Raw genomic sequence first — 6128 nt, forward strand, 5'->3', positions numbered from 1 at the left:
ACTGGTCGAGGACATCAATGCTTATCTCGACGAGCGCAACGCCAATCCGCGTCCCTATAAATGGAAGGCGAAAGGCGAGGCTATCCTCGAAAAAATCCATCGGGCCCGCGCGGCGCTCGACAAAGCCCACGCCGCTTGAGTCTTTGGGCGGCAATTGAGAGTCAGGACACTAGCGAAAGACGCCGGCAGGTATGTCGAAGAAGACCCTTTCGCTTGATCTCCGAGAACGCGTCGTGGCCGCCGTCTAGTGGCATGTCTCGGCGGCAGGATGCGGAACGGTTCGGCGTCTCCGCGGCAAGCGCGATTCGAGGGTGTCAGAGGCAGAAGGAGACCGGCAGCCCGGCCTCCTAGAAACACGATGGGGACCGCTGGTCGGGCGCATCGATGCGCACAAGAGCCTGATCCTCTCGTTGGTCGAGGAAACCTGCGACTTCACGCTGAAGGAGCTACAGGGCTCGGCTCGCCAAGCGTGGGCATGTTTTCAGCATCGGCTCGCTCTGGCGCTTCTTCGATCGCCACAAGCCATGCAAGCGAGCAGGACCGCCCGGATATAGTGAAGCGCCGAGAGGCGTGGTTTAAACCCTCAAGTTTGTGAACAACTAAGGCCTCGCCGACTGTCCCCCGCGAGGTCCTCAGCTTCTGAGCAATCGTCACCCCTTTCATTGCTGCTGCGCGGCGCCGCATCGGGAGCCTGCGACTCCGGGAAATCCCCGATTGCGTTGTCTTGGTGGGACGGTCCGTCGCGTAGCGGGGCCTCTTTACGACCGCTGCATAGCCTGGCATTGAGAGAACTCAGGCGAGGATTGGCGGCGATGTTTGTTTTCCGGAGCCTCCAGCCTTCGCTATCCCTTCAAAAGCTCCATCTGCTCCGGCCATGAACGCGCCGCTTGTTCCGAAAACCTGCGGGACGTCTTTCTCGATGTCTCCCCGAGAATTCCCGGCCGCCGTGGTCGTAGCGCCGAGAAGCTGTTGCGGCTGATAATTCCCGCAGACAGGAGAGCCTGCCAAATCAGTTCGAGATGCGCGACAATGTCGTCTTCCCGTCTGCTTGCCGGCAGACGATCACAAGCTAGACGGCCATTGTGGGCCATGCCTTCTCTGCGCAATTGATAAACGCGAAGATCAACCGCGAGATGCAAAACGCGATGGCCCCCACGGTCCAAACTCTCAAGGAACACCTTATCTTTGCACAACGCTCGAAGCGCGGGCGAGAGAAAAGATTGGGTCGATGAGGCGAAATCCTGGGCCGTAAGCGGGAGCAGTTAGAGCAGGAACTGGCTGTCATCACCGCGGCCGTCGGGCAATCCCATGAGATCGCGGCTCGCCAGGCTGAGCCTTGAGGTCAGCTGGGGAAAGTTAGGCGAACCCGGGCGCCGGGCTGAAGCCTCTCAAACTGCACGGCGCCCGCCAATTGATCCGCCAAGTCGCCCATATAGCCAAGGCCGTGGCCTGAGACGGAAGCGGGAGGAACGAACCCAACACCATTATCGTCCACGATCAGTTCGAACACATTTCCTTGCCTTCTGAATGTCGCTCGCAATGATCCGGAGGCTTTGCCAGGGAACCCATGCTTCAGAGCGTTCATCGCGGCCTCGGAATAGACAAGTCCGAGGCAACGCGCCCGACGATGATCGAGGCGAACATCGTCCTCCACATGGGTATCAAATTTAACCCTATCCGCGAACGCCTGTTGGATTGAGTGGGCGAGCGTAGGCAAGAGCTGCGCGACTGAGACCTGTTCTTCGCTGCCGCAGAGCGCCTCGTTCAGTTCGCAGATGCTGGCCAACCTCGAGATGCAGCGCAGGCAGAATTCGGGTTGTCCGGTTGTCCGCGCTTGGGCGGACAGCAGCAGCGAGAGGGCTTGCAAGGCGTTGCGAATCCGATGCTGCTGCTCGGCGCATTGACCGGCGAACTCCTTGCTGCGCTGCTCCGCTTCAGCGAGCTTTCCCTCAAGTTCGCTGATCCGCGCGCGCAAATCCTCGATAGGGTCCATTGGCACAGCCTGTGCTCCTCAATGACGGCCGCCGGCGAAGCCGCGGCCATCCCTCCCCCTGCCGCGCCCCTCATGTTTGCCGAGGATAGGCAGATTCCAGCAACCTTTCCAAGGCGGTGGGGGTCCAGCGGCTTGATGAAAAACTGATCAAACCCCGCCTTGACCGCGCGCTGGCGAACTTCATCTTGGCCCCACCCACTTAGCGCCATGTGCATGAGATTTTTGCCTTCTGGCAATTTCCTGACTTCTCGGGCTAACGCGCAGCCGTCCATGCCCGGCAGGCCGATGTCCACGATCGCCATGTCAGGCTTCAAACGCGCGACCGCGGCAATGCGCCGGCCAGTGCCACTTCGTCATGCTATCAGCCATGGGGGTAAGGGCTGAAGATATAGACGACCAGCACGCCCAACGCGGCGATAACCGCGGCGATCCAAAGGAGCTGGGTCATTTGCCGTCCTGCTCCGGCCCAGCCTTCCGCGATCCTGCATCATCGCCGTTCCCCGAAACTAAGATGACCCCTGCGGCTTTGATTTCCTCCGGGCTGGACAGGCAGGTGGCAGGCCGTCCGGCAAACCCAAGCGCTCTTCTCAGGATGGTGGAATGTTTGCCTGTAATCAGTAATTTGCCGTCTTTGCGTATGTGGAGGACGAGGCCACCTTTCGCGCGAATAAGGCAGCCGTGGTCTGATTGCTCGCACGTTAACGCCGAGCCAGCGAGGCCGGTAGATCGCAGCTTTTCAACGATCGTCGCGATATCCAGCGGCTTGGGCGCCACGTCGTTGTTCATGGTCCTACGCTAGCTCCACCGCACGACGCTGCCGTGATTCAGGTGGCAACGCGAGCTGGGACTTGAGGTAGGGTCTCACTCGCGTTGCCTGCACAACAAGCCGGGGTTCTAGACTTGCGCCGGCGCCTTATATCGGCCGAGCAAATTGGATTGCATCAGTTTTGACGGTGGCGCCATTTAGCTTACCGTGACTGGACGCACTTTTCTCAAAAATGAGGCCTATGCCGCGGGTCTCGAGGACGAATCCAACGAATCCGCCGCGCTGCGCTAATCGGCGGTAAAGTCGTCGCTGACCCGATTGCGGGCGCTCGATCGCAAGAACATCTCGACCAGAGAAACGAACTTCTCTTCGTCGCTTTCGCCTTTGAGGCCGCGGCGACACCTATCAAACTCGATGCGCGCTCCCGGCGAGAGCTTTTCGAGCAGCGAAGGCAGCACAGGCACGCCGTTGGCCTCTTCGAGGCGTCGTCTAAGCTCGGCATTCTCAGCCTCAAGCTCGTCGAGCTTCGCCCGAAGCGCAAAGCTTGCTTGAATAAGCAATGCCCTCAGCTTCAAGCCGTAACGGCGCTTGTGCCCGGGCTGGGTTTTATCGACCACGTTCTAACCCTTAGTCTCGGATTTCACTGATCGAATTACAGTTGAACGTCGTTTTTGACTACGGATCAGATTCGGAAAAAATGCTTGAGGACGGCAAGAGGCGCTCGCCCATCTCGGCGGCGGTCGCGACCTTCGTTCCTAGGTGAGGAAGACGGCGCCGAACGCGACCAGGATCACGGTCCAGGCGATCGGGACCAGCGGTCAGCGCGCCAGCGCGATCATGACGCCGGAGACGTAGGGGACGGCCTCCGCGAGGCGATCATCCCTCCCGCGCTTTCCAGAGCGTCACGGCCGGCCCAGCGCCGGGCTTTTTCTTGAGCCCCTGGCCGCCGCTCGCTTGGATCACGCCGGAGGCTTCAGCTTGCCACGGCCGGTCATTCCGAGCGCCCTGCGCACAGCGTGGGTATTTTTGCCAGAGATCACGAGCTCACCGCTTTTGCGCATCTGCACAATAAGGCCGCCCTGCGCCCGAATGCGCCAGCCTTCGGCTGATTCCTCGTAAGTAAGCTTCCCGTCCAAAAGCCCCATGGATCGCAGTGTTTCGATTATCGTCGCGGGGCTCAGCGTCTCGGCCATTGCTCAGAGTTCGTTCGATCTTGCAAGCCGCACAGAGACAATACCATCGTGGTCTGAGAACACGACCCCCGCGCACGAGCGCCGCCTCAACGTTATCTGCCTCACTCGTCATTCTCGGCGTCCAGACACTCCGGCGGGCTCGCTTCACGAAGGCGAACCCAACAGCCCTGCCTCTCAAACTGCGCCGAATAATTGCGAGTAAGACGGCGAACCTGCCACTCGCTTATCCCACCACCGTCTGGGCGAGGGCAATTGGAGTGGCTATTCAGCGCCTCCGCAAAGTCTTGCGCGCTTGCCGAGAAAATCTCGGAGCTGCTCGAGGATGTCGGGAAGGAGCAGACGGACAGCGCGCCGTGACGTTGATCGAGCTCCCCCGGCGCCGGGATGCGCCTCGGACCTTCGTGGAGCCGCCGGCGGGGCTCGAGCGGCGTGTCTCCCGCGCCCTCAACGCTCTCGGCGACCTCGACATCCCGGACCTCCCCGGCCTGCCCGAACTCGGCGCCGCTCTCATTGCGCTGGCGGACGAACTGCAGGGCGACGTTGACCTCGAGGACGATGAGCTCGGCGACGCCGAGTCGCTCCCGCTTTTCGCCTTTGCCGCGCGCGCCGGGCCGCCGTAGCCGCACACCTTCCATCGCACTCATTGTCGCCCCGCACGCGGGAGCGACCTTCCCGCTGGTCGGTTACGACGGCAGCGGCGGGACAGTTGCGGCCTACTGTGGGGCCTCGCCATAGGCCAAGGGCAGTCCGAAAAGTGGAAGCCCAGCGAGCGGCGCGACGGCAGCGTCGAAAGTAGCCACCGACTCACGCGGTGCCGCTTGCACGCGTGAGGCCTGATGCGACGGCCGGCTCCGACCGAGCAAGATCGCAGGGCACGGGAACGCCGCTCCGGCTTGGGGCTGGCGTCCTATGCCCTCGCTCCGGGCCTCACCAACCGAGCACGAACGATGCAATATTCCTTCTTAAAACCCAAGTTTCAGAAAAACACGCGTGCGCGTCGCGTGCGCATGATGCGCGCACACGCGGAGGCGACCCGCTCGCCGAGATCGTCGCCATGGTCGAGGAGATGGCTGCCGAGAAACGCTCCGCCCGGCAGATCGTCGAGGCGGTTCGGGCCTATGCTTCCGACCGTCCTTCAGCCTCGCAGATGGCGCTCGTCTGGATTGCCGCCGACAGCGACGCCGGGAGGGCATGGGCGGCGCATTGGCGCGAGAGGAAAGGCAAGAGGCCGCCCATGGATTCGCGCGGCGGCTGGCGCTTTCCGTCACTGTGGCCGCCGGGCTTGTCGGGGGAGAAATGAGCGCGAAATCTCAACCACGCCAGAGCGGCGGAGGCGGCCGAGCCAACGAAAGCCGAATCTCGAAGGATCGGCCGCCGCTACGTCCCCCGACAGGCCCGACCTTCGAACGCGCGGGGCTGACGCGTGGCGCCGCTTTCGGGATGGCCAGCGGCTCGGGCTGGGGTGGACCTTCGGTAGGTGCTTGGCGACGGCTTGGGCGGCGGCGAAGATCAGGCGGGAGATGGCGCTGGCGGCGTAACCCCGGTTCTTGAATCCGTGGATAATCCGGGCTAAAGGCGCGTTGTCAGAGTGCCGAATGCGCCAGACCAAAAGAGAGCGCAACGGCTGGATGGGGGAAGAACTCAATCTTTACTCTGACAGACGCCCGCACTCCTAACGGAGGCGGGCGTCTTTGTTTCTAGCGCCTAGTCTAGTCCAGGGGACCGGGCAAATCCGCTTTCGCAAAATGTGGGTAGGCCAGTGATTTCAATGCCTTGTGCGGAGCATTTCAGGCCGCCTTCTGCCCGGCGCTTTGCGCCCGAGCGTGATGCGGTAATCGGACAGCATGCGGTAGACGTGGCGGTCGCTGATGTGCGACTCGTCCATGCGGGCGATGGGGGCCTATTGATACGGCGCGCGATAAGCGCGGGTGGGCTTTTTCGGTTCGGCCATTGGCACACCTCCGCCGCAAGCATATCGCCGCGATTGCCTTTCACAAACGATCGGCGTAACGTTTCAGACGCAATCCAGATACAAAAGAACGCCCCGACCACGGATGGACTGGCGGGGCGTTTTGCGTTCTTCTCCCCTCAACGCGGAAGCTTGTCCGCCAAGATGTCGATCTTGTGGATATCAGGGGGGGAGGCGAGGAGTTCTGGCGCCTTCGCCATCAACGCC

Annotated in this window: 6 protein-coding genes and 1 pseudogene; 2 read left to right on the top strand and 5 right to left on the bottom strand. The window is 61.9% G+C overall.

What is annotated here, in order from left to right; all coding sequences use genetic code 11:
• Nucleotides 1-1342: 1342 nt before the first annotated feature.
• The 5 genes and pseudogenes from ACR652_RS03870 to ACR652_RS03890 all read right to left on the bottom strand — a co-directional run bounded on the left by ACR652_RS03870 (nucleotide 1343) and on the right by ACR652_RS03890 (nucleotide 3952).
• Entirely contained in the window at nucleotides 1343-1993 is a 651-nt protein-coding gene (locus tag ACR652_RS03870) for a histidine kinase dimerization/phosphoacceptor domain -containing protein (protein ID WP_434505206.1), read from the bottom strand.
• Between the two features lie 119 nt (nucleotides 1994-2112).
• Nucleotides 2113-2325 (bottom strand): annotated as a pseudogene (locus ACR652_RS03875) (response regulator); the annotation flags it as partial.
• 112 nt (nucleotides 2326-2437) lie between these two features.
• Nucleotides 2438-2779 carry a hypothetical protein gene (locus tag ACR652_RS03880; protein ID WP_434505207.1) on the bottom strand — a complete coding sequence of 114 codons (342 nt, stop codon included), beginning with the start codon at nucleotides 2777-2779 and terminating at the stop codon, nucleotides 2438-2440.
• A 267-nt stretch (nucleotides 2780-3046) separates the two neighbouring features.
• Entirely contained in the window at nucleotides 3047-3376 is a 330-nt protein-coding gene (locus ACR652_RS03885) for a hypothetical protein (RefSeq protein WP_434505208.1), read from the bottom strand.
• A 342-nt stretch (nucleotides 3377-3718) separates the two neighbouring features.
• Nucleotides 3719-3952 (bottom strand): hypothetical protein, encoded by a 234-nt coding sequence (locus ACR652_RS03890; protein ID WP_434505209.1) that lies wholly within the window; start codon nucleotides 3950-3952, stop codon nucleotides 3719-3721.
• A 353-nt stretch (nucleotides 3953-4305) separates the two neighbouring features.
• Between ACR652_RS03890 and ACR652_RS03895 the strand changes: the two genes are divergently transcribed.
• Both ACR652_RS03895 and ACR652_RS03900 read left to right on the top strand, forming a co-directional pair.
• Nucleotides 4306-4572 carry a hypothetical protein gene (locus tag ACR652_RS03895; protein ID WP_434505210.1) on the top strand — a complete coding sequence of 89 codons (267 nt, stop codon included), beginning with the start codon at nucleotides 4306-4308 and terminating at the stop codon, nucleotides 4570-4572.
• A 434-nt stretch (nucleotides 4573-5006) separates the two neighbouring features.
• Entirely contained in the window at nucleotides 5007-5252 is a 246-nt protein-coding gene (locus ACR652_RS03900; RefSeq protein ID WP_434505211.1) for a hypothetical protein, read from the top strand.
• Nucleotides 5253-6128: the final 876 nt, after the last annotated feature.

This window comes from Methylocystis sp. (assembly GCF_051061225.1).
Lineage (GTDB): Bacteria > Pseudomonadota > Alphaproteobacteria > Rhizobiales > Beijerinckiaceae > Methylocystis.